The 21766-nt window shown below is 60.0% G+C and carries 18 protein-coding genes and 3 pseudogenes; 13 read left to right on the plus strand and 8 right to left on the minus strand.

All coding sequences use genetic code 11. The annotated features are described in order from the left end of the window. The 6 genes from WBB95_RS25820 to WBB95_RS25845 form a co-directional block, all read left to right on the plus strand. Positions 1 to 754: ABC transporter ATP-binding protein (locus WBB95_RS25820; RefSeq protein WP_424490150.1), on the plus strand; the 754-nt coding region annotated here is incomplete at its 5' end. After that, positions 751 to 1515 carry an ABC transporter permease gene (locus tag WBB95_RS25825; RefSeq protein ID WP_424490151.1) on the plus strand — a complete coding sequence of 255 codons (765 nt, stop codon included), beginning with the start codon at positions 751 to 753 and terminating at the stop codon, positions 1513 to 1515. The genes WBB95_RS25820 and WBB95_RS25825, both read left to right, overlap by 4 nt. A gap of 25 nt (positions 1516 to 1540) precedes the next feature. Beyond that, on the plus strand, positions 1541 to 2581 hold the full coding sequence (locus tag WBB95_RS25830; protein WP_424490152.1) for an ABC transporter substrate-binding protein: 1041 nt from the start codon (positions 1541 to 1543) through the stop codon (positions 2579 to 2581). Then, a complete protein-coding gene (locus tag WBB95_RS25835) occupies positions 2578 to 3462 on the plus strand; it encodes a PhzF family phenazine biosynthesis protein (RefSeq protein WP_424490153.1) in 885 nt (294 codons plus the stop codon). The genes WBB95_RS25830 and WBB95_RS25835 overlap by 4 nt, the downstream gene beginning before the upstream one ends. Next, positions 3459 to 3923: a RidA family protein gene (locus WBB95_RS25840; protein WP_424490154.1), complete on the plus strand. Its 465-nt coding sequence runs from the start codon at positions 3459 to 3461 to the stop codon at positions 3921 to 3923. Before WBB95_RS25835 ends, WBB95_RS25840 begins: the two co-directional genes overlap by 4 nt. Before the next feature lie 75 nt (positions 3924 to 3998). After that, the gene (locus WBB95_RS25845) at positions 3999 to 4619 is read left to right on the plus strand and encodes a hypothetical protein (RefSeq protein ID WP_424490155.1); all 621 of its coding nucleotides are present in this window, start codon (positions 3999 to 4001) and stop codon (positions 4617 to 4619) included. A gap of 140 nt (positions 4620 to 4759) precedes the next feature. Here the strand turns inward: WBB95_RS25845 and WBB95_RS25850 are convergent, their stop codons facing one another. The 3 genes from WBB95_RS25850 to WBB95_RS25860 form a co-directional block, all read right to left on the minus strand. After that, a complete protein-coding gene (locus tag WBB95_RS25850; protein WP_424490156.1) occupies positions 4760 to 5932 on the minus strand; it encodes a hypothetical protein in 1173 nt (390 codons plus the stop codon). Between the two features lie 13 nt (positions 5933 to 5945). Then, entirely contained in the window at positions 5946 to 6833 is an 888-nt protein-coding gene (locus tag WBB95_RS25855; RefSeq protein ID WP_424490157.1) for a nitrilase family protein, read from the minus strand. A gap of 110 nt (positions 6834 to 6943) precedes the next feature. Continuing rightward, the gene (locus tag WBB95_RS25860) at positions 6944 to 8893 is read right to left on the minus strand and encodes a flavin monoamine oxidase family protein (protein WP_424490158.1); all 1950 of its coding nucleotides are present in this window, start codon (positions 8891 to 8893) and stop codon (positions 6944 to 6946) included. A 258-nt stretch (positions 8894 to 9151) separates the two neighbouring features. On the opposite strand from WBB95_RS25860, the gene WBB95_RS25865 reads away from it, so the two are divergent. The 6 genes and pseudogenes from WBB95_RS25865 (at position 9152) to WBB95_RS25890 (ending at position 16354) form a co-directional block, all read left to right on the plus strand. Then, positions 9152 to 9496 carry an FKBP-type peptidyl-prolyl cis-trans isomerase gene (locus WBB95_RS25865; protein WP_424490159.1) on the plus strand — a complete coding sequence of 115 codons (345 nt, stop codon included), beginning with the start codon at positions 9152 to 9154 and terminating at the stop codon, positions 9494 to 9496. Between the two features lie 12 nt (positions 9497 to 9508). Then, positions 9509 to 10105: pseudogene (locus tag WBB95_RS25870) on the plus strand (GNAT family N-acetyltransferase). Between the two features lie 419 nt (positions 10106 to 10524). Beyond that, entirely contained in the window at positions 10525 to 11241 is a 717-nt protein-coding gene (locus WBB95_RS25875; protein WP_424490160.1) for an MgtC/SapB family protein, read from the plus strand. Between the two features lie 302 nt (positions 11242 to 11543). After that, positions 11544 to 12170, plus strand: a pseudogene (locus tag WBB95_RS25880) (response regulator). A gap of 6 nt (positions 12171 to 12176) precedes the next feature. Next, positions 12177 to 15797, plus strand: a complete 3621-nt coding sequence (locus tag WBB95_RS25885) for a transporter substrate-binding domain-containing protein (RefSeq protein ID WP_424490161.1) — start codon at positions 12177 to 12179, stop codon at positions 15795 to 15797. Between the two features lie 134 nt (positions 15798 to 15931). Next, positions 15932 to 16354, plus strand: a complete 423-nt coding sequence (locus WBB95_RS25890) for a chemotaxis protein CheY (RefSeq protein WP_424490162.1) — start codon at positions 15932 to 15934, stop codon at positions 16352 to 16354. Here the strand turns inward: WBB95_RS25890 and dkgB are convergent. Continuing rightward, positions 16351 to 17169: a 2,5-didehydrogluconate reductase DkgB gene (gene dkgB / locus WBB95_RS25895; RefSeq protein WP_424490163.1), complete on the minus strand. Its 819-nt coding sequence runs from the start codon at positions 17167 to 17169 to the stop codon at positions 16351 to 16353. The genes WBB95_RS25890 and dkgB overlap by 4 nt on opposite strands. Positions 17170 to 17352: 183 nt before the next feature. Here dkgB and WBB95_RS25900 point away from each other — a divergent pair. Next, positions 17353 to 17436, plus strand: a pseudogene (locus tag WBB95_RS25900) (carboxymuconolactone decarboxylase family protein); the annotation flags it as partial. A 6-nt stretch (positions 17437 to 17442) separates the two neighbouring features. On the opposite strand, the gene WBB95_RS25905 reads toward WBB95_RS25900, so the two are convergent. The 4 genes from WBB95_RS25905 to WBB95_RS25920 are packed head-to-tail and all read right to left on the minus strand — an operon-like array spanning position 17443 to position 21462. Then, positions 17443 to 18258 carry a PP2C family protein-serine/threonine phosphatase gene (locus WBB95_RS25905; protein ID WP_424490164.1) on the minus strand — a complete coding sequence of 272 codons (816 nt, stop codon included), beginning with the start codon at positions 18256 to 18258 and terminating at the stop codon, positions 17443 to 17445. Then, entirely contained in the window at positions 18255 to 19694 is a 1440-nt protein-coding gene (locus WBB95_RS25910; protein ID WP_424490165.1) for a serine/threonine-protein kinase, read from the minus strand. The genes WBB95_RS25905 and WBB95_RS25910 overlap by 4 nt, the downstream gene beginning before the upstream one ends. A 10-nt stretch (positions 19695 to 19704) precedes the next feature. Continuing rightward, the gene (locus tag WBB95_RS25915; RefSeq protein ID WP_424490166.1) at positions 19705 to 20583 is read right to left on the minus strand and encodes a c-type heme family protein; all 879 of its coding nucleotides are present in this window, start codon (positions 20581 to 20583) and stop codon (positions 19705 to 19707) included. 30 nt (positions 20584 to 20613) lie between these two features. Next, the gene (locus tag WBB95_RS25920) at positions 20614 to 21462 is read right to left on the minus strand and encodes a hypothetical protein (RefSeq protein WP_424490167.1); all 849 of its coding nucleotides are present in this window, start codon (positions 21460 to 21462) and stop codon (positions 20614 to 20616) included. Between the last annotated feature and the right edge of the window lie 304 nt (positions 21463 to 21766).

Here is a 21766-nt window from a genome sequence, read left to right on the forward strand (position 1 = left end):
GTTTGTGGCCGTGCGCAATGTGTCGCTGGAGGTCCAGCGCGGTGAAATCATCACCCTGGTCGGCCCGTCGGGCTGTGGCAAGTCCACCTTGCTGAACATGACCGCTGGGCTGTTCGGGCCCAGCGAAGGCCAGGTGCATTACGACGGCGTCGAAGTCAAAGGCGTAAACACCCGGGTCGGCTACATGACTCAGGCCGACCACTTGCTGCCGTGGCGCACAGTGGCCGGCAACATCGCGGTGCCGTTGCAGATTCGTCGCATGCCCAAGGCCCAGGTCCAGGCGCGGGTTGAAGAATTGATGGCGCTGGTGGGCCTCACCGGTTTCGGCGAAAGCTACCCCAACCAGCTGTCCGGCGGCATGCGCAAACGCGCGGCCATGGCGCGGTTGATGGCCAGCGACCCGGAAACCCTGTTGATGGACGAACCCTTCGGCGCCCTCGATGCGCAGATGCGCCTGACCCTGCAAACCGAACTGCTGCGCCTGTGCCGTACGCTCAACAAGACCGTGCTGTTCGTGACCCACGACGTCGACGAAGCCATCGCGCTGGCCGACCGTTGCGTGGTGTTCGCCGGGCGCCCGGGCACCATCGACCACATCATCGATATCCCGCTGACCGGTGAGCGCAACCTTGTGCAGCTGCGCGCCGACCCACGCTACGTGGCGCTCTGTGCGCAACTGTGGAAACGCCTGGCGCCCGACGTCGCCGGCGCGGCCGATCCGGCGTCATTGGCTCACTCGCTGGAGGTCGTATGATCCAGGTTTATCGTTTGTTGTTCCTCGTGTTCCTGATGCTGCTGTGGGAAGGCGTGTCGCGCTGGTTCGGCGTGGAATTTTTTATCAGTCGCCCCTCGGCCGTGGCGCAAAGCCTGTGGAAAATCCTGCTCAACGGGGTGTTTTTCTACCACGCAGGCATCACCACGCTGGAGGCGGTGCTGGGGTTTTTCTTCGGCTCGCTCGCGGGCTTGATCGCCGGGTTGGTGCTGGGTCGCGCCAAGCTGCTGGCGGATATCCTCGACCCGTTTTTGACCGCGTTCTACAGCCTGCCGAAAGTCGCGCTGGCGCCGCTGTTCATCCTCTGGTTCGGCATTGGTTTGCCGATGAAAGTCATCCTCACCGCCGCCGTGGTGTTCTTCCTGGTGTTCCTCAACACCTACAGCGGCGTGCGCAACGTGTCCCGCGAGCAACTGACCATCCTGCGCCTGATGGGCGCCAAGGAGCGCGACCTGCTGACCATGGTGGTGATTCCGTCGGCGTTTACCTGGGTGTTTACCGGCCTGCGGCTGTCGGTGCCCTATGCGCTGATCGGCGCGCTGGTGGGCGAGATCATCGCGGCCAACCGTGGCCTGGGCTACCTGCTGTCGGATGCGGCCTCGCAGTTCGACACCGCCGGCGTGTTTGCCGCGCTGGTGGGCATTATCGCCTTGGCCCTGATCCTCAACACGGCGGTGAAGCTGGCTGAACGCAAGCTGATGCCGTGGAAAGCCAATGAAGCGGAACGTGAAGTGGCGGTTTAATCCTCTCTAACTGTGGAGCGTGATCATGTTTAAGCCAGTGCTGATTGCAAGCCTGTTGTGCGCGGTATTCCTGCCAGTTGCCCAGGCCCAGGACCTCACCAAAGTCACCCTCGCGTTCCCCAGCGAAGGCTTCCTGTACGTGCCGATCTACGTCGCGCAGAAACAGGGCTACTTCGCCGAAGAAGGCCTGAACGTGGAGGTCATTGTGTTTCAAAAGGGCGGTTCGGCGGCGTTGACCGCCGTGCTCGGCCGTGACGCTGATGCCTACGTCGGCCTGCCCGCCGTGGCGGTGCGTGCGCGCACCAAGGGCCAGAATGTGCAAGCGTTTGCTGCCGTGCAAACCCAGTTCGGCAGCACCGTGGTGATCGACGGCGAGTCGGCGCGCAAGGCGGGGGTGACCGCCGCATCGCCTTTGGCGGCGCGGGCGCAGGCGCTCAAAGGCTTGAAAATCGGCGTGACCGGCCCCGGCAGCACCACCGACATGCTGGTGCGCTACCTGGCCAAGGACGCCGGCTTGAACCCCGACAAGGACTTCACCATCATGCCGGTCGGTGGCGCGCCGAACATGCTGGCGGCGTTTTCCCAGGGCAGCATCAATGGCTTCTCGCTGTCGCCACCCACCATTACCACGGCAGAAAAACAGGGCGGTTTTGTGCTGATGGACCTTGCCAAAGGCGAATACAAACCCCTGGACGGCTTCTTGTTCACGGCGATGATTGCCCGCGAAGACTGGCTGAGCGCCAACAGGCAAACCGCCGAAAAACTGGTGCGTGCCCTGTGGAAAGCTGAACACCTGATCGCCACCGAGCCGCAAAAGGCCCGGGAGTCGGTGCGCCCGTTCTTTGCCCATACCGACGAAGCGATTTTTGACGCGGCCTGGACGGCCTCGTTGCCGTCCTACCCGGCTACGCCGCGGATTGAAAAAGACGGCGTCGAGAAAAACATCAGCTTCATGAACGCCGTCGAAAACGACCCCGTGTCACTCGACCCGCAACAGGTCTACACCAACACCATCGTCGACGCCGTGGCGCCGACTGTTTCCACCCTCAAGGGAGAGGCGAAATGACGCCCGAGGTTCACCTGGTCAATGTATTTCCTGCCACCCCGCGTGGCGGCAACCCGGCGCCTACCGTGGCCGTGGCAGACGGTATGAGCGACGCCGATATGCAGCAGGTCGCTCGCGATTACGGGCATGAGTGCGGTTTTGTATTTGCCGCACCTACCGGCAGCGACTTCGATTTTGCGTTGCGTTTCTGGGTGCCCAACCACGAGATGGAAATGTGCGGCCACGCCACCGTCGGCGCCGTCTGGTTGCTGGACCAATTGGGCCTGTTGCACAAGGACCGCCTGGCCTTGTGGACCCAAAGCGGGCGCGTCGACGCACGGGTTACCGATGCCGGTACGCCGCAGATCCAGGTGGAAATCAGCCAGCCCAAGGGCCAGGTCGACGCCTTGAACGACCCGCAGGTCGAGGCTGAAATTCTGTCGGTGCTGGGCATTACCTCTAACGAGCTGGCGCCGCTGCCGATCCAGAACGCTTGCACCAGCCGCGTCAAAACCTTGATCGCCTTGAAAAGCGTGGCGGTGCTGGACAGCCTCAAGCCGGACTTTCGGCGCATGGAACAGCTGTGCGAGCGCATTGGCTCGACCGGTTTGTACCCTTACGCGCCCTCGGACCTTGAAGGCCGCCAGTTCGACGCGCGGCAGTTCCCCAAGTCCTCGGGCTACCCCGAAGACGCGGCCACCGGCATCGCCGCCGCGGCGCTGGCTTTCGGCTTGCTGGAAAACGGCTTGGTGACGGCCGATGAGCGCCCGGTGCGTATCCGTCAGGGGCGCGCCATGGGCCGTCCTTCGCAGATTTCCCTGCGCTTTCGCCGGGATGACGCCGGGCACGTGCAGGGTTGCTGGTTGGGCGGGCCGGTGGCATTTGCCGAGGCGCACGCATGAGTATTCGCGACACACTTCGCGCCTTGGGCCTGGACCTGCCCCAGGCACCGAGCCCCAAGGGTGACTATGTGCCCGTGACGATTTACGGCGGCGTCGCTTACGTCAGCGGCCAGGTGTGCCGGGTGGGCGAGGGCGTCATCAGCGGCCCGGTGACCGACCAGACCCCGGCGCAGGTGGTGTTGCAGGCCGGGCAAACCTGTGCCCTGCGGGCCTTGAGCGTGCTGGACCAGGCCGTGGGCCTGGAGAACATCGAGCGCATTTTGTTTGTGCGTGGGTTTGTCTACGGCGGCGAGGGTTTCCAGCGTTTCTCCAGCGTGGTCGACGCGGCGTCGCAAGTGTTCATCGATGTGTTTGGCGAGCACGGCCGGCACGCGCGCTCGGCCGTCGGCGTGGCGGGGCTGCCCAGTGGCGGGTTGTTGGAGCTGGAGGTCACCGCCGTCATAAGGCCGGGCGCGAGCTGACGAACCCAATAACCTATCTGCCTGAATGAATGCGTAAAATAGCGGCCTTTTACGCGTATCACGCAAAGGTGCCCCTTGAGCGCAGGCAAAGCCGTCGGACTGTTACTCCTCACCTCCCTGCTGGCGGCGTGCGGCACCTCGCCGCCACGCACGCCGAATGACATTTGCGGCATCTTCCGTGAAAAGGACGACTGGTACGACGCCGCCAAAGTCACGCAAAAGCGCTGGGGCGTGCCGATCCAGGTGCCGTTCGCCATCATGTACCAGGAATCCGGCTTTCGTCAGGACGCCAAGACCCCGCGCAAATACCTGCTGTGGATCATCCCGTGGGGCCGCGTCTCTACCGCCGAAGGCTATTCCCAAGCCAAAGACGAAGTGTGGCGTGACTACCAGAAAAGCACCGGCCGCACCGGCGCCAGCCGCCAGGACTTCGACGACGCCATCGACTTCGTTGGCTGGTACATGGACAAGACCTACACCATCAATGGCGTCTACAAATACGACGCCTACGGTCAATACCTGAACTACCACGAAGGCTGGGGCGGCTACCGCCAGCGCACCTACGCCGCCAAACCCTGGCTACCGCCCGTGGCGAGCAAGGTGCAGGCGCGCTCGCAGCTGTATGCGGCGCAGTACGCGCGGTGCAAGGACGATTTGGGGCGTGGGTTCTGGAGCCGGTTCTGGCATTGGCTGTGAGTGGCTGGGTCAGCCGCCATTCCCGGTGGTGAACGGTGCAAGCTCGCTCACCACCGGGTCGTGTTCATCTCACCATTTGCTGAGTGCGGCTGCATGCACGCCAACGACTGACGGACCGCTCAAAGCGAACCGAAAGAACCTCACGTCTGGATGAACCAGCCTATCAGCGGCACAACCAGCAGCGTACTCAACGCCATTGCAGTGACGTTACCGATATACGGATGAAAGTGCGCGGGTAGGCGCCCCGCAATGGCACAGGCCAAGGGGGGTGCGATCAGGGCTCCGAGCAGCGCGCTTGAGACGACTACTGTCCAGCTCCCGCCATGGCTCAAGACGGCTGCTGGTACGACCGATACCAGCGGTACGTAGGTGGGATACCAACCCCGTTTGATCCACTGTTGTCGCCAGATCAAAACGCCGAGCCCCGATGTTAGTGCCTGCGCGCCTAGCAGAGGCAATAGCAGGCCAGATCCATAAGCCGGGCTGATGGGGTTCAGCGCGTATGCCAACAACACACCTGCCAGAAGCCCGAGACTGGCCCATTCGTTGCTGAAAAAGGGTGCTTCTGAAAAATCAGCCAGAACTCGACGCAGGCTCCAGACCACACCGTAAGTGGGGGGTAGCGCAGGCATTGGTTTGACGAGTGGGACATAGTCTGAACGCACTAACGAGGGCACTCTACGGCACAGGACAAACGCGATCACACTGCCCACGGCCATCCCTACCACGTTACCAATCACTGCGGGTAAACCTAGCGGAACGCATACGAAGTTCACGACCAGCAAACACATCGGCGTAACCAGTGATGCCCCCAATACCGCGCCGGTGAGTGTGACCTTCCAGCCGCCGCCGAACATCAGCACCATTGCCGCCGGCAATGAGACGAATGCCGCGAACGTGGGTTGCCATGTTTCGGAGGTGACGCTCCAGCCCCACAGCAAGTTGCTCAGCAGCAATCCCAACAGCGAGCTGGTTACCAGCCAGGGCCACAGCCCGGTGCCGTAGGAAATGGAAAACCCTTGCCAGGTTTTGCCGCGCTTGCTCGCCCACCACGCCAGATAAGCACCGCTGAGTAAACCCAGTGAGGCAAGTTCATGTTTGTAGAAGGCAACTTCACTGATGTCCCCGAGTACCCATCGCAGCCAAGCAACAGGATGGGGCAGACTCGCGACCATCTCGCCATAGCCTGGCCAGGAACCTTGATGACTGAGAGTTACCCAGAGCACCAGGAATGCACTGACTAACCCAAGGACAAGGACAGCGATATCCGCTCGTGAACGGCGGATGCGTGTATCAATAATGAGCGTTTCCATCGTGTACCTCCCTTTAGCGCGGCAGCGCTGGATGTTGGGAGTAACCGAGCATCTGGTCGTAGAGATCATTGCGTCGGTCGCGTTGCAGATCATTGAGGCTGTTCCAGATCGGCGCACTGCGGGCGCTGGTGATATCGATGTCGGCGAATAGAATTTCCTGGCGATTGGCCGACGCTACGGGGCCTATCGGCCATCCATTGGTTCCGGCAATCAGCGAACATCCGAGGTAACGTGCATCTCGCTCTTCGCCAATGCGGCTGGCGGCGGCGATAAACACGTTATTCACATGCGCGGCCGTCATCGTCAGGTAAGACGCCATGCATTTTCCCGCTTCATCGAATAGCGGCGGTGGCGTCCATACCCAATTGTTCAAACTGCAAATAATATCAGCCCCTTGCTGGCTGAGAATGCGCGGTACTTCCGGGAACCAGATGTCCCAACAAATCAGTAACCCGATGCGGCCGATGGGCGTTTCAAATACCGGAAAGCCTGTATTTCCAGGGGTAAACCAAAGCTTCTCCAGGTTCCACAAGTGCGCTTTGCGGTATTTGCCGATAAATCCATCAGGGCCCAGCAGCACCGCAGTATTGAAGAGTTGCGTACCCGATATTTCATTCAAACCGGCCACCAGATACACCTGATGAGTGCGGGCGAAATCCATCCACGCCCGGACACTGTCACCTTCCGGGACTACCTCGGCGTGATCAAAGGCATCTTGGCGACTGCTGAAGAAATACCCGCAATTTGCAAGCTCGGGCAGCACGATCAGATTGGCTCCGCCATTTACGGCCTCAGTCGCCAGCGCAAGGCTTTGAAGCAAGTTATTGGCTCGGTTAGCCATGCCAACCTGTGGGTCAAGTTGAATGACTGCAACACGGGCAGGGCTTGCTGGTGTGCTCATGGAGGTGACCTCTTATTGTTATACAGCCGGATTGGCTGGACGTTTATAAGAGTCGGCGAGATGTTTAATTGAAAGTCAGTTGGTTCCTGTTGAGTTGTAGTATTTTTCTTTTACGCCTCGGTTTTATATTCAGGATAGTCCTGCAGGGTGAAGCCACCGTTGAACGTTGCATGGGTTTTGTTGCAGATATTTATCACGGTATCAATGGCGCCTCGAAAGCAGGGTTCGGTCCACCCGGCATCAACGGAAAATGACTCTCCGCAGAGATAAAGCCCGGATGTGTGGGAGAAGTCTCTGTTATATTTCATGAGCCTTACAGCATCGTAGTAAGTGCCGGCGCGGTATAGTTTTGCACAGCCAAGGGCGTTTTTATCATTCATCCAGCGTTGAACGATTGCCTGCTTGCGTCCTATATAAGGTGATATTTTTTCTTTTATGTTTGTTGACTTTAAAAGGATTCTGTCAAGTTCCTTTATGCATTTATCAACCAGTTCTTCGTCGCTGAAGGCAGACAGTTTCGTTGCGTCGTCCTCCCATGTGTAGCTGAGCAGAATACAGTCGTAAGTGTTGTTATTGTTGTAGCGGTAGGTGTAAACGTCATGCACCAAGCTATCGGTGACAAGGGTTTGAGGAATATTTTTGTTATGTGAGAGAAACGATTTTTTGAGCGGGGCATACACCTTGCAACTGGTTTCCCAGTGAGCAGATTTATAGGCCTCTATGATGTCGAACGGGAGCATGTCCTCGCTGAAGTTTTCAATTGATATGTGTGCCTCTATCAGCCATGAAGGGAGTGTCATGACAACGGAATCACAATCGACGAATTCTTTGCTGGTCGCTCCTTTTGGAGGGGTATTCCTTTCGTAATAAACTCGGATTTTACCATTCCTGAGTTTTTTCAGCTTTGTCACGGCGCTCTGGGTGAGTAGTCCCGATGGGCGTTTAAGTAAGTGTTCATATAACGAGGTCTGAGTGTCTTCCGGCTTTATGAAGAGTAACGATTCCGCTAAAGAACCAAGCCCAATGTAATTGGGCTTGTTGAATGCAAGGCCCTTCGAATCCAGGGTTTCTTCAGCGTCTGCGTAGGGAGAGGGCATGAGCGCGCCGTCCGCATCCACGCGTCCGTGGATCAGTTGCAGATGACTGCTGAATCCAAAAATGGCAGTGCGCAGCGGGTAAAGTGAGCATACGTCGTAAAACGCTCCCCAACTGCCGTCACCGATTCCGATGGAATAAAATACTGCCGACTCCTGGGCGGTCATGCCCATGCCGCCAAAGTTACCAGGGTCGCTTGCGCGCCAGTCATCAATACTTGGCATTTTGACCAAATCGCGAAAGGAAATATTTTGGTATTTTCTAACGATGGATGCCCACATGCCCTCCCAGTATTCAGAACCATAATGTTCAGAAACGCTCAGGGTCATACGCTCGGCAAATGCCTTCCATTTTGCAAACACGTTACCCAGTGTTTGGCCAGGAGGGGGTGTTTTTCCGTCGGCGTTTTTCCATATCAGCATCGTGGGTTCACGGCTGTTATCTATGCTTCCCTCTCGCAGGTATATACCCGTGGAACGAACGGATGGGCTGCCCGGATTTGGAAAGTCCGTATGGTGTAATTCAAATGCATTGGCATAATACGCCATGAGCGATCGTCCGCTTTTTGGGGGCTCGCTTGAACGGTTGAAGAATGGCATTCTCATTGCACCCATTTCAAAAGGCGGTCTGCCAATAGAGTTGGTGTTATTGCCCCCAAGGGCGGTAAGGTGACGACCACCGATGCGATGCGATTTTTCGAGTAGAGTGATGTTGTTGAAACCACATCTATACAGTTCACGCGCGGTTGTTAAGCCCGTAATACCAGCCCCAATAATGCAAATTTCATGGTCGGGGTCAGTGGCGTTAGCAATGCCGTTTACCTGTTCTACCAACGTGCGATAGTCAAAGCACAAGTCGGGCGGATTTGGGAAAGTAGCTCTCCATTTGCTTTGGGTGGAGCGCTTTTCTCGATGAGGTTTTTGGCTGACATCTGCGGGGTAATTGAAGGTAGAGCCGATGGTCATTCTGATATTCCCTGTTCAGAGTTGAGGGTGTCCTCATAGGTTGTACGTAGCTCCGGGGGCGCGAAAATAAGCAGAGAGTGATTTTTGGCTAGGGCATATCGTGTTCTTTGGTAGGTAGATTGCTATTCGCTGAGGGAACTTGATGTCCTCTGGGAATACAGCAGCGTGATCTGGTCACTGATCCGACTCTTCCTACACTTGCCAAACCCACCCAATTCTGGGAAAACCCCAGCCTTTGCGCATTCAACGAGAACCGCCATGAGCAGCGACGAACTCCAGATCACCGACATCCGCCTGGGCGACGGCAAAGCCGTGGTCAAGGGCGCGCTGATTACCACCCACTACACAGGCACGCTGGAAGACGGCACGGTGTTCGATTCGTCCTGGACGCGCGGCAAGCCATTCCAGTGTGTGATCGGCACCGGGCGGGTGATCAAGGGCTGGGACCAGGGTTTGATGGGCATGCAAGTCGGCGGTGTGCGCACGCTGTTTGTACCGGCGCACCTGGCGTATGGCGAGCGTTCGATGGGCGCGCATATCACGCCCAACAGCCACTTGCGCTTTGAGATTGAGTTACTGGAAGTGCTGACGCGGGATGATTGAGGGCAGGTAAACATGGACGTTGAGTCACAGGCGGTGCCGGGTTGTTCGGTTGATGGCATTCGGGTGGTCGAACTGCATGGCGGCGATGAGCCCCCGTTGCAGCGTTTCTTTGAACAGGCGCCGGCGTATTTCGTCGCGGTCAACGGCGAGCCCGCGACGCCAACCGAAGCGCGCGAAGCGTTGCAGGGCCCATTGCCCGCCGGCTGGCGTTGCCGCCGGATGTACTGGTTGGGTTATCAAGATACACACGGTCAGTGGGTCGCCGTGGTGAATATCGCTGCCGACTTGCTGGCCACCGGGGTCTGGCATATCGGGTTGTTGCTGGTGCACACGCGCCTGCATGGCAGTGGGTTTGCGTAACAATTGCACGCGGACCTTGAGGCGTGGGCGATGGAGAAGGGCGCCCAATGGCTTCGGCTGACGGTCGTCGTCGGCAATGCCAAGGCCGAACGCTTCTGGCCCAAACTCGGGTATGTGCCCGTGCGTACGCGGGAGGGGATCACGATGGGGCAGCAGGTGAACACGGTGTCGATTCAGGTCAAGTCGCTCGCGGGCGGGCACGTTGATGACTACCTGGCCCTGGTTGAGCGGGATCGACCCGCGTGGTAGCGGCGGATGCACACCGACCTCCTGCAGGCGCAGGCAAGCCACTTCCTGAACCTGCCCTGAAGAATTTTCCCAAACAGCGCGAGTAAATTTCCTACGGTTTACTCGCTTGTCATCGAAGCGTAAGCTTCGCGCGTTTTCATCAATAGCGGAGACCCTCAGTGGGTACTTGTTCGAGTGACAGTTGTCGGCCGGTTTCAGTAACCGGCACCTACTTGGCAAGGTAACGCGCATTTTTCCGATGCCGTTGTCTCGCCTCTAAAAGCGAGAAGCGGCATCCCGGCAGCGGCCAGTCCTGGCCCCTGCCCGAATCCCTCTCATCGACGCTGACCAGCACCTGGATCACCCAGGATGCTACGGACACGCCTGCCTGATGGTTCTTCGGTGTAATCAGCTTGCTGCTGCACTCAAGGAGACTTTCCATGCAAGCCATCAACAACATCAACCTCAATTCCCTGGTCGATACCGTCGTCAGCCTCACCGCAGCCTTTATTCTCGGTGGCTTGATCGGCTTCGAACGTCAGTACCGCCAGCGCACGGCGGGCTTGCGCACCAACGTGCTGGTGGCCGTGGGCGCGGCGATTTTTGTCGACATGGCCAACCGTCTTGGCGGTGCGGAGGGCGCGGTGCGCGTGGTCGCGTATGTGGTCTCGGGCATCGGCTTTCTGGGGGCCGGCGTGATCATGCGCGAGGAAGGTAATGTGCGCGGCCTCAATACCGCCGCCACCCTTTGGGCCTCGGCGGCGGTAGGCGCTTGTGCCGGTGCCGACCTGATCCTTGAAGCGTTGCTGGGCACGCTGTTTGTGCTGGCGGCCAACACCTTGCTGCGGCCGATCGTCAATAACATCAACCGTCAGCCGATGGACGTGGTGTCGGCCGAGGTCACCAACATCCTCTATGTCATTGCCCGACGCACCCAGCAACAGGCAGTGATGGTGCTGCTGGAAGCCGAATTGGCGCGCTGCAACTACCCGGCCAGTGATGTGGACGTGCGGCCGTTCGGCAGCGAAGAGGTGGAGATCGAGGCCACCCTGGCCGCCACTTCAGTCGACGGCGACGAACTGGATGCGCTGGTGGCGCGAATTTCCACTTCTACCCTGGTGGTGCAGGCGTTTTGGAGCCCGAGCACCACCGACTAGCGTGTTCGCGCGAAGCGGCGGCAGACGCTGGATTTTTTATACATCGCGAGGATAAGTCCTACATGAAGTCGGGATTATCCCTTCGGTTGAAACGTCATTTCGTTGCTAAGGTTGCGCACTTCCAGCTAGCCGGTGGCACAGGTCTGGCTGTAGGTGTTCGAGGTGTTTTCAACCGAAGGGCCCCGCCACAGCGTGACTATCGTCCTGAGTCGGTGCAGTACCGCTGGTCGGAACTGTCATTTCTCACAGGTACCTGTGTTCGGCGTGATGTGTAAGGGTACTTATCCTCTCAGGTGAGTTTTATGAGCAAAGCATTAATAGTCGATGACCATCCGTTTATCCGCGCTACCGTCCGGCATCTATTGAAGCTTGAGGGCTTCACCGAGATTGATGAGGCGAGTAATGGGGCTGACGCTGTGCAGAAGGCCAGAGAAGACCGCCCGGACTTGATAATACTCGACTTATCAATATCGAAGCTGGATGGTCTGGAGGTCCTCAGCCGGGTCAAGGCCTTGGGCTTGCCTTGCAAGATTCTGGTGCTGACGTCGTTCAGCCCGGAGTTCTATTCAACACGCTGCATGCGTGCCGGTGCCATGGGGTTTGTCGCCAAGACGGGTGAGCTGGATGAGCTGCAAAAGGCGATCAAGGCGGTGATGTCCAACTACAGTTGCTTCCCCAGCTTGCCGAGCAGTTCCGTGCGCCGTGATGACTTGCAATCCTCGGAGCAGGCCTTGGTGGCCTAGCTTTCAGACCGTGAACTGACGGTGCTGATCATGCTTGCCCTGGGTATGGGCAACAACGATATCGCAAAAAATATGCTCCTGAGCCACAAAACCATCAGCACCTACAGGACGCGACTCAAGGAAAAGTTGAACATCGATTCGGTGGTGCACATGGCTGAATTTGCCAAGCGTAACGGTCTGATCTGATTCACGATGACGAGGGCGCAGATTCGACGGCTCATCCTCATTGTGTCAGTGAGCCTGCTGCCGACGCTGGCGTTGGCCCTGGATGTGCCGCAAAACCTGCGTTTGTTGGGGCATTCAAGCCTCGATGGCCGCACCGTGGTGCTCGGGGAAGCGGATTGGCAATGGCTTCGCGAGCGACGCGTGTTGTTGATGGGCGTATCCGCGCCCGACTACGGGCCTTTTGAGCTGACGAACAACAACGACGAAATCGAAGGCATAACCGCCGATTACGCGCGGTTGGTCGCGCAGGCGTTGAACATCGAGATTGAAGTTCGGCGTTACGACACCCGCGATGAGGTCATCGAGGCGCTCAAGGAAGGCGCCATCGACTTGCTCGGCTCAGCCAACGGTTTTGAAGCCGGCGACCCGCAGTTGGTTTTGTCGCGTTCCTACGCCAATGATCAACCGGTGCTGGTAACCCGTACGGGAGACAGCCAATCCCTGAGTGTTGATTTGGCCGGCAAGCGTGTGGCGATGCTGTATCACTATATGCAGCCCGACGCAGTGCAGGCGTTCTACCCCAAGGCCACATTGGAGCCGTACCCGTCCATTTTCGAAGCCATCGGCGCCGTGGCGTTCGGCCGTGCCGATGTCTATCTTGGCGATGCGATCACCGCTAACTACCAGATCAACCGCAACCACCTCAACAATGTGCAAATGGCGGACTTTTCCACCCTGGAATCCAATGCCTTTGCCTTCGCGCTGGCCCGCAACAATACCCGGCTGCTGCGAATCATCAATACGGCACTGCGGGCTATTCCGGCGGACGAGCAGATGGAAATACTGCGCCGTTGGAGCGGAGGCAATCTCGGGTTTCTCGGTGCCGAACGGCTGCACTTGAGCACCAGCGAAGAGCGCTGGCTGGAAAAACACCCGCGGATAAAGGTGGCAGCGTCCGACCAGATGCTGCCTTTGTCCTCCTTCAATGCTCAAGGGCAGCATGAGGGTTTGAGTGCTGACGTCTTGTCCCGGATCAGCCTGCGTACCGGTTTGAAGTTCGACGTTGTCCCGGCCGGCACGATGCCCCAGCAGATCGACGAAGTCAGCATGGGCAGGGCGGACATGATGGCAGTGGTAACGCCCAGCATTGAAGGCTCCGATCAGGTGCGCTTTACCCGCCCGTACCTGACCACTCCGGTGGTGCTGATCACGCGCAAAGACGATCCCGGCACGATGACCCTGGAGGACATGGTCGGAAAGCGCCTCGCGCTGACCAGTGGCAATGCCTTGCGTGAAGTCATCAACCGTGATTACCCCGGCATCACCTTTGTCGCGGCCCGCAATCCTACGCAGGCCATGGAGTCAGTGGCCAACGGCACCGCCGACGGCGCCGTCAATTCATTGGTCAATGCGCGTTACCTGATCGCGCTTCAGTACCGTAACAGCTTGCAAGTGACCAGCACTGTTGGCTCCGAGCCTGCGCGTATGACGTTCGGGGTCAACCGTGGCCAGTTGGAGTTGTACTCGATACTGGACAAAGCCCTGCTGAGTATTGCCCCCCAGGAAATGGATGAGTTGATCAGCCCGTGGCGCACCGACGTGATCATCGACGACCATTGGCTGCGCCATCGCAGCACCATTATCCAGGGGTTTGGCCTGGCCGCGCTGCTGTTGCTGATTACCCTGGGTTGGGCGATTTACCTGCGCAGCCTGATACGCAAACGTGTCGAGGCCGAGCGGGCGCTGAGCGACCAGATGCGTTTCATGCGTGTCTTGATCGACGACACGCCTTATCCGATTTACGTGCGCGACCGCCAGGGCCGGCTGATGGCGTGCAACAGCGCTTACCTGGATGTGTTTGGCTTCAAGCTCGAAGGCGTGATCGGCAAGACGGTGATCGAAACCGATACCGGCAATACGCCGCAGGCGCGGTCCTTCCATGAGGATTACTTGCGGCTGATGGAGCGCGGAGAGCCGCTGATTCATGATCGGGTACTCAAGGTGCCCAGTGGCAAAGTGTTGACCATTTACCACTGGATGCTGCCGTACCGTGATGGTGAGGAAAAGGTCGTGGGCATGATTGGCGGTTGGGTCGACGTGAGCGAACGCCAGCAGCTGTTGGGCCAACTGCAAGAGGCCAAGGATGAAGCCGATGCCGCCAACCGCGCCAAGACTACGTTCCTGGCGACCATGAGCCACGAGATTCGCACGCCGATGAATGCGGTGATCGGCATGATCGAACTGGCCCTCGCCAACGCCGAGCAGGGCCGCGCCGATCGTGACGCGCTGGAGGTGGCCTCGGTGGCGTCCCGCGGCATGCTGGAGTTGATCGGCGACATTCTTGATATTGCCGGAATCGAATCCGGCCATCTGAACCTGACCCCTGAGCCCGCCAATTTGCACGAGCTGCTGACCTCCGTGGCGCGGGTGTTCGAGGGGCTGGCACGGGATAAGGGCCTGACGTTGCAGGTCGAACTTGATCCACAGATTGATAACCCGGTGCTGGTCGACCCCTTGCGGCTCAAGCAGGTGGTGTCGAACCTGCTTAGCAATGCCATCAAGTTCACATCCCAAGGTCACGTGCGGCTGAGCGGGCGCAGTTTGCCCTCATCTGACATTAATCATCTGCGCCTCCAATTGTCGGTGGAAGACAGCGGCCGGGGCATCAGCGCCGAGGACCAGCAGCGTCTGTTCAACCTCTTTGTCCAGGGCAGCAATACCGACAAATCCGCCCGGACCGGCTCGGGGCTGGGGCTGGTGATCAGCCGTAACCTGTGCGAAATGATGGGGGGCCAATTGCAGTTGAACAGCGTGCTCGGGGAGGGGACTCGGGTGGACGTGATGTTGACACTGGCCAGGACGACGGAGCCGCCGACGCACGCCTCATCGCCTGCCCTGAGTGTCCAGCCGGTACGTGTGCTGAGCATCCTGGTGGTGGATGACTACCCGGCCAACCGCATGCTGCTGGCCCGGCAGTTAAGCTTCCTGGGGCATCGCATCAGCACGGCTGAAGACGGCGTGCAGGGGTTTGAGCGCTGGAAAGCCGAGAAGCCTGACGTGCTGATCACCGACTGCAACATGCCCCTCAAGGATGGTTATACCCTGGCGCGGGATATACGCGCATACGAGCGGGCGCAGGGGCTGGCGCCTTGTTTGCTGCTGGGGTTTACCGCCAACGCTCAACCGGAGGAGACCGAGCGCTGCCGGCAGGCAGGCATGGACGGTTGCCTGTTCAAGCCTGCCGGGCTGGATGACTTGCGGGCGGCCCTGGCCTCGCTCACGGTCAGCCCGAGCGCACCTGAAGGTGCAGGCGAGTTTGATCTGAGTGCGTTGGTGGCGCTGACGGGAGACGATCATGCCGCCCTCAATGAGCTCTTGATGGCGTTGCTCGACAGCCTGGAAGCAGACCACACGCTTCTGTCGACGCTGCAACACCAGGGCAACTTTCACGCGTTGCATGACCTTGCCCATCGAGCCAAGGGCGGGGCGCGAATGGTCAAGGCCAAGGTGCTGATCAACTGTTGCGAGGTGTTGGAGGGCGTATGCGAGCGGCAGGAACGCAGCACGCTGGGCCCGGCGGTTGACGCGCTGGGTGAAGCGCTTGGCGATTTGCAATCCGGACTCCGGGCTTATTGCAATCGGCGTTGACGGCGGTTGATCACCATTCGGTGGATTTGGGAGAACTCCTACGTTAAGTGGGAACAAGCCTGATTTTGTCTTCGGGATATGTCTGGAGAATGGGCCACGCTCACTGACGAGCGCTGCCTGCCCAGGGGTTTGCCATGCCGAACAAAGCACTGACCATCCTGATTGCCGATGAACAGCACCTGCAACGGCTGTACATCGAGAAAATGCTCAACCGGTTGGGGTATCACCGGATTGTCCCGGTACACACCTTCGAAGAGGTGCAGATTCTCACCGCCATTCCGGCCAAACCATTCGATGTGCTGATTATCAATGCGGGGTTGGCAGCCGATATGGGCGGGCCGCAGCCCCAGGTGCGGCATGTGCTGGTCTACGACCACCTGGACCTGGGTGCGCCCGCCGGCCCGACACCGGCGGTGCGGGTACGGTTGCCCGGCGTGCCGGACAACGTCAATCTCGAACACTTCATGGATATCATCGACCCGCCCGAGGCCACCAAAGGCCTGCGGGTATTGCCGTGGCTGCGGGAATTATCCCGCCAGCCTGCGGCCGGGGTTTAGTCCCATTTCGGCGCGATGCCCTTGGGGCTGGTCAAGCGGTGGCCACGCTCCAGGGCGGCGATTTGCGCCATGTCGTCGGCGCTCAAGGTCAGTTGCACTGCCTTGAGGTTGCTTTCCAGGTTGGCGCGTTTGGTCGACGAGGGGATGACGGCGTAGCCCAGTTGCATGGCCCAAGCCAGCGTCACTTGCGCCGGGGTTGCCTGGTGGCGTTCGGCGATCTGCTCGATGACCGGGTCTTTCAGCACTTCGCCGTAGGCCAGGGTCATGTAGGAGGTGATCTGGATGCCATTAGCCTTGGCGAAATCCACCACTGTCTGGTTTTGCAGGTAGGGGTGCAGTTCCACCTGGTTGGTGGCGATGTTCTCGGCGCCCACGGCGGCAATGGCCTGCTTCATCAGGTCGACCGTGAAGTTGGAAATGCCGATCTGGCGCGTCAGGCCCAGGCGCTTGGCTTCCAGCAACTGGTTCATGAATTCGGCGACCGGCACCTGGTCTTCCGGGGATGGCCAGTGGATCAGGGTCAGGTCCAGGTAGTCGGTCTGCAGTTTGCGCAGGCTTTCCTTGAGGCTGGGAATCAACCGGCCTTCGGCGAAATTGGAAATCCAGATCTTGCTGGTGATGAACAGCTCGTCGCGGGCGATGCCGCTGTCGGCGATGGCCTGGCCCACGTCGGCTTCGTTCTCATAAATCTGCGCGGTGTCGATGACGCGGTAGCCCAGCTCCAGGCCGGTGCTCACGGAGTCGATCACCACTTGGCCTTGCAAGCGAAAGGTGCCGAGGCCAAAGGCGGGAACGTTGTGGTTAGGGATAGACATCAGTAACTCCTGAAGGGGGTGTGAACAATGGAGTCGAGTATCCGCCCGTCGTTCCTTCGGAAAAACCGTCGAAACCGAAAAGGACTCTTTACCAGAAGTCACGAGTGCGCATCGCCGCAAAAAAACCACAGCTTCACTTGCCAGAAACGGGCGTCACGCGGTATTCCAGAGCACTCTCCGCCAGCTGTGGTGGGCATGGCCAATCAAACCAACCGCCTGGCCACCGGCTATCGCGTGCCGGTGGACGAGGTGTTCAAGTGGCCGTGAAAGGTGTCAGCGGTCGAACCAGGCCAATAACACCGTCACGTTATCGCGCCCGGCATATTCCCGGGTGAGGTCGACCAGCCGCTGACACGCGATTTGCAGCGTGTCGCGGCGGGCGATGGCCAATACCTGGAGCATTTCCTGGTGCGGTACGCAGCCGTGCAGGCCATCGCTGCAGAGCATCAGCAGGTCGCCCGGCTGCACCGGTTGCACGCGCACTTGGGGCTCCACCCGAGGCCCAGGCCCGATCGCCTGCAGCAACAGGTTGCGCGCTGGCAGCCGGTCCACTTTGCCGGCTTCGAGGGCTTGCTGGTACCAGGTCTGGTCACGGGTCAACAGGCTCAAGTCACCCTCGCGGTAACGGTACAAGCGGCTGTCGCCCACATGGAACACCAGCAACGGCCCTTCGGGCTGCGGGCGCCACACACCGGTGAGGGTGGTGCCCATGCCGCTGCCCTCGCTCATGTGGCGCGCCACGTTCTGTTGGTAGACGCACTGGTTCACGTGGTCGATGGCGTTGTGCAACCGACTCGCGGCTTGCATGTCCGGGTCCGACCAGGTGGCGTCCGGGTCGGCGTCGTTGTTCAACGTGTCGACCGTATGGGCGCTCAGTGCCTGGCGCAAACTGATCAGCGCCTGCGCGCTGGCGAGCGCACCGGCTTCGTGGCCGCCCATGCCGTCGGCCACGGCCAGCAGCCCGAGGGCGGGCTCTACCAGAAAGTTGTCTTCATTACTCTGGCGCACCGAACCGACATCGCTGACCCCATAGGCAACCGCAGAGGCCAGCGAATGGGGCCCGCAGGCGCTGAGTGGGGAGTCGGTCATGGAAGGGGCTCAAAGCTGTTGAGGAATGCCAGGCGCTGGGCCTCGCTCTCGATAGGCTCGGCCAGCCGTTGCAAAAACGGTTGGCGCTGGGAAGTGGCGCGTAGCGCGCGGCTGACAATGATGCGGGCGATAGGGCCAATGAGTACGGCCAGGCGGTGTTCGGCCATGTGCGCAAAGTCTGCGTCGATCTCTGCGGCGGCCACGGCGGTGACGTGGGTGGGTTCGACCGGTGTGTCGATGGCCGTGGGCTCGCTGACAGGTTTGGGCACCGTTGTCGGTGGGTTGAGCCGCTGGAACAGTGACTGGCTGGCACTGGCGAATTGTTCACGGCCGCGCTCGGACGGAATATGCGGCAGTAGCGCGGCGCAAATCGCGTCGAAATCATCCGCGCCGTTGAGGCTCTTGCGCACTAGGAAACGTGCGAGCGGGCCGATCTGGTGGGACAGCAGCGATTCCAGTTCGGGCATCACCGCCAGCTTCCAGGGCGTCAGGGTTTCCACCGCCTCGGTGAGCGCCACCGTGGCGGTTGGCAGGGCGCTGACGCCGCTGCTCATCGGCTGGTTGGGGCGCATTAACACGGTGCGATCGTCGTCGATGTCGGCGTTGATCCAGGTCCCGGTGGTGGTGCCGAGCAAGGCTTCCAGGTCATCAAGAAACGCCTGGGCCGAGGGGTAGCGCTCGGCGGGGCGCTTGGCCAGGGCGCGCACGATCACGGCATCGAGCGCCGGGTCGAGTGCCAGGTTCAGGCTCGACGGCGCTACCGGCGTCTGGTTGAGAATCTGCTGCATGACCATGGTCGCGGAGCCGGAAAACGGCCGCTCGCCGGTTAGCAATTGGTACAGCACGATGCCAGCGGAAAACACATCGGAGCGGCCATCGATCAACTCGCCACAGAACTGCTCGGGCGACATGTAGCTGGGCGTGCCGATCATCGAGCCGGTCTGGGTGAGGGTGGAGGAATCCAGGCGCGCCACACCGAAGTCGGTGACCTTGACCTTGCCCTCGGCGGTGATCAGCAAGTTGGCGGGCTTGATGTCGCGGTGCACCACGCCTTTGGAATGCGCGTACTCCAGCGCCGACAACAACTGGCGCATCCAGCCGAGGCTGTGGTTCAGGTCGCGGGGCGTCTGCGCCGCCAGCACGGTGTTGAGCGGCGTGCCCTCGACAAACTCCATCGCGATGTACGCCGAACCCTCATCCTCCCCGTAGTCATACACTCCGACGATATTGGGGTGCATCAACCGGCCCGCGGCCTGGGCTTCGTTCTTGAAGCGGCTGACCAGCTCGGCGTGCTGGCTGTCGCCGAACAGCTCTTTGCGAATGGTCTTGAGCGCCACGGTGCGCGCGATGTTCGGGTCGAACGCCTTGTACACCGTGCCCATGGCGCCTTTGCCGAGCACACTGTCGATGCGGTATTTGCCCAGTTGTTCAAGCATGATCGCGGACCTATTCCTCAAGCATCTTCATGGCGCTGACCAGGCTGGTACGCATGCGGCCGAAGGACTGGCCCAGGCGCGCCAGTTCGTCCTTGCCGCTGACGTCCATTTCCGGCACGTCGGTTTCACCCAGGCTGACCCGGTCGGCCAGCGCCGACATCTGACGCAGGCGCCGGGTGACGAACAGGTGCACGGCCACGTTCAAGGCTACGAACAGCACGGCGAAAATCCCCAGCATCGACAGCATGTAACTGCGCAGCAGGCTCCTGGCCCGTTGCAGCGGCAGGTCGAGGGGCACCGTAACCAATTGCGCACCGATGGTGTCGTTGAGCTTCCAGCCAAAACCGTTCACCGCCCCATAGATGTCGACCATGGTCTTGGGCGCCGCGTCCGGGGTGCTGTGGCAGGCCAGGCAGGCACCGTCCTTGATCTGGATAGGCCGCGCGATGTACAGCGCCGCGCCTTTGTCGTCGTTGCGTTCGCCGACCATTTCATCGGTTTGCGGCTGGCTGCGCAGGCTGCTGATCAGGGTTTTTTCCCAGTCATTGGCCAGGTCGCGCGGGTTTGTCGGGTTGAGCGTGGCCTCTTTGTAGGCGTAGTCCGGGTAGGACTTGAGCAGCTCCTGCAGGTGCGAAATAGCCGCGAAGTCCGGCACCGATTGCGGCAGGAACTGGAACTTCAGACGGTTTTCCAGCAAGGGCACGATCTGCTCGGCGGTGTAGGTGCTGGCAGCGGAGGCCGAGCGCATCAGCATGCGCGCGGTTTCCAGGGTTTCCCGACGCGCGCTCTGCTGCAGCATGTAGTTGGTCGAGAGGCTGGTGGCGATGAAACCGACGATAAACACCGCCAGGAACACCACGTTGAATTTAACCGCGAGCGACAATTTCATAAGGACCTTCGGGTACCGGCGTGATGAGGATCAATGCGCATTTTTGCGACGCTCCAGGCGCAGCAATTCCAGCTCCCACGCCAACACACCGCCGCGGTTGATTTTCACCGCCTGCAGGAACGCCGGGTCTGTCAGGCGCGGCGCAAAGCGGCTGGCGAGCATCTGCTGGCTGAGGTTGAGCGGGCTGACGACCCACGGCGCGATGTCGTCGTAGGTGACGTCTCGCTCTTTGTTCAGCGCCGGTGCCTTGGGCGTTTTTTTACCCAGGGGCACCAGCGGGTCAAGGAACTGCGGGGGCAGGGCGTCGATAAACGCCTGCTCGGGGCGCGGGACGATCTTGAGCGGTGCGTCGCCGACCCGTTGCGCAAAGTCTTCGTGGCCGAGGGTCACGCTGTGGTCGGTTTTGCCCTTGGGATCGAGTTCGCTGACCACCTGGCTGCCGTCCTCGACGAATATTTCGGTCTGGCGCTTGCCCACGTGAATCACGCTGGCGCTGTTGGTCAGGGTAAACGCCAGGCCGCCGGTGGTGACTGCCAGGTTGGCGTGGCCATTACCGGCAACAGGTTGCAGTTTCAGCCAGCCATTGAGCAGGTTGATCTGCGCGGCCTTGCTGTTGGTCGCAATGAGGATGCGCGTGTCAGGGCCCAATGCCAGGGTGGCCGCCGCGAGGCCTTCGATCTGAATGCCGGCGGCGCCGGTTTGCAGAATGTCGCCGCCCTGCAGGCGCGTGCCCGGGCCCACGGTATAGAGGGCGGTGGCGCGAATCAGCTTGAGCGGTTTCTCCGCGTAGGCGATCACTGCAATGTTGGCGGGTGATGCATGAACCAGCGGTAGCTGGAGCAGGCCGGCGAGGAGCAGGGCTATCGAACGTTTCTTCACGGGGGCGCCATCTATCTAACACTAGGGGTCAGGCACCGATGCTGTGTGTGCAACCGGTGTTCGTGCGTGCGCAAGGCATCGCAGGGCCGAAGGCTAACGGTTGGAAGGGCGTAGGACGAAGACAATTATCTGCATGGAAAAGGCCGATTTCGATTGAGCGAAATCATGGAATAAAGCCTCGAGGGAGGGTGTTCTTCTGATGTTCAAACGGCGTTTTCAGGGATCGGCAGACGTCTGCATCTTCCCTCTACCCGGAGCCCTTATGACCACAAAATGCATGAACGCATTTTCATCGACCAAGACC

Origin of the sequence: Pseudomonas sp. (genome assembly GCF_049645325.1) — a bacterium.
Lineage (GTDB): Bacteria > Pseudomonadota > Gammaproteobacteria > Pseudomonadales > Pseudomonadaceae > Aquipseudomonas.

Coding starts and splice junctions, on each gene's coding strand:
- WBB95_RS25860 (WP_424490158.1), bottom strand. CDS start 8,893: ATGACCATCGGCTCTACCTTCAATTACCCCGCAGATGTCAGCCAAAAA.
- WBB95_RS25835 (WP_424490153.1), top strand. CDS start 2,578: ATGACGCCCGAGGTTCACCTGGTCAATGTATTTCCTGCCACCCCGCGT.
- WBB95_RS25855 (WP_424490157.1), bottom strand. CDS start 6,833: ATGAGCACACCAGCAAGCCCTGCCCGTGTTGCAGTCATTCAACTTGAC.
- WBB95_RS25840 (WP_424490154.1), top strand. CDS start 3,459: ATGAGTATTCGCGACACACTTCGCGCCTTGGGCCTGGACCTGCCCCAG.
- WBB95_RS25850 (WP_424490156.1), bottom strand. CDS start 5,932: ATGGAAACGCTCATTATTGATACACGCATCCGCCGTTCACGAGCGGAT.
- WBB95_RS25875 (WP_424490160.1), top strand. CDS start 10,525: ATGCAAGCCATCAACAACATCAACCTCAATTCCCTGGTCGATACCGTC.
- WBB95_RS25890 (WP_424490162.1), top strand. CDS start 15,932: ATGCCGAACAAAGCACTGACCATCCTGATTGCCGATGAACAGCACCTG.
- WBB95_RS25865 (WP_424490159.1), top strand. CDS start 9,152: ATGAGCAGCGACGAACTCCAGATCACCGACATCCGCCTGGGCGACGGC.
- dkgB (WP_424490163.1), bottom strand. CDS start 17,169: ATGTCTATCCCTAACCACAACGTTCCCGCCTTTGGCCTCGGCACCTTT.
- WBB95_RS25910 (WP_424490165.1), bottom strand. CDS start 19,694: ATGCTTGAACAACTGGGCAAATACCGCATCGACAGTGTGCTCGGCAAA.
- WBB95_RS25885 (WP_424490161.1), top strand. CDS start 12,177: ATGACGAGGGCGCAGATTCGACGGCTCATCCTCATTGTGTCAGTGAGC.
- WBB95_RS25905 (WP_424490164.1), bottom strand. CDS start 18,258: ATGACCGACTCCCCACTCAGCGCCTGCGGGCCCCATTCGCTGGCCTCT.
- WBB95_RS25830 (WP_424490152.1), top strand. CDS start 1,541: ATGTTTAAGCCAGTGCTGATTGCAAGCCTGTTGTGCGCGGTATTCCTG.
- WBB95_RS25825 (WP_424490151.1), top strand. CDS start 751: ATGATCCAGGTTTATCGTTTGTTGTTCCTCGTGTTCCTGATGCTGCTG.
- WBB95_RS25915 (WP_424490166.1), bottom strand. CDS start 20,583: ATGAAATTGTCGCTCGCGGTTAAATTCAACGTGGTGTTCCTGGCGGTG.